Raw genomic sequence first — 320 nt, 5'->3', positions numbered from 1 at the left:
GTCGTTTAGTAGTGTTTTTTATTGATTTGTAATATCTTTCCGATTCATCGAAATAATTCACTATGTGAGCCTATTCGAGCTAAAGTTAGGATCAATTTATCACCGTCAATTTTATAAATCAGTAACCAATCTGGTTCAATATGGCACTCTCTTGTACCTATATAATTTCCTGTTAGTGCGTGGTCTTTATACTTTGGCGGCAATGTTTGCTGTTCTTGTAAAAGTACTAATACTTCTTTTAACTTCTCTAAATTCTTTCCTTGTTTCTTTGCTTTCTTAAAGTCTTTTTTGAATTGGTTCGTGTAAAATATTTCAAGCAT

The 320-nt window shown here is 31.6% G+C and carries 1 protein-coding gene; it reads right to left on the bottom strand.

What is annotated here, in order from left to right; genetic code table 11:
* Positions 1–44: 44 nt before the first annotated feature.
* On the bottom strand, positions 45–320 hold a 276-nt coding region (locus KQI94_RS16905; protein ID WP_002360769.1), incomplete at its 5' end, for a type II toxin-antitoxin system YafQ family toxin.

It is taken from the genome of Enterococcus sp. S183_ASV_20 (assembly GCF_018919685.1).
GTDB lineage: Bacteria > Bacillota > Bacilli > Lactobacillales > Enterococcaceae > Enterococcus > Enterococcus faecalis.
Note: the sequence above shows the minus strand (reverse complement) of the source record. Positions and strands in the feature narration are given on the sequence as shown.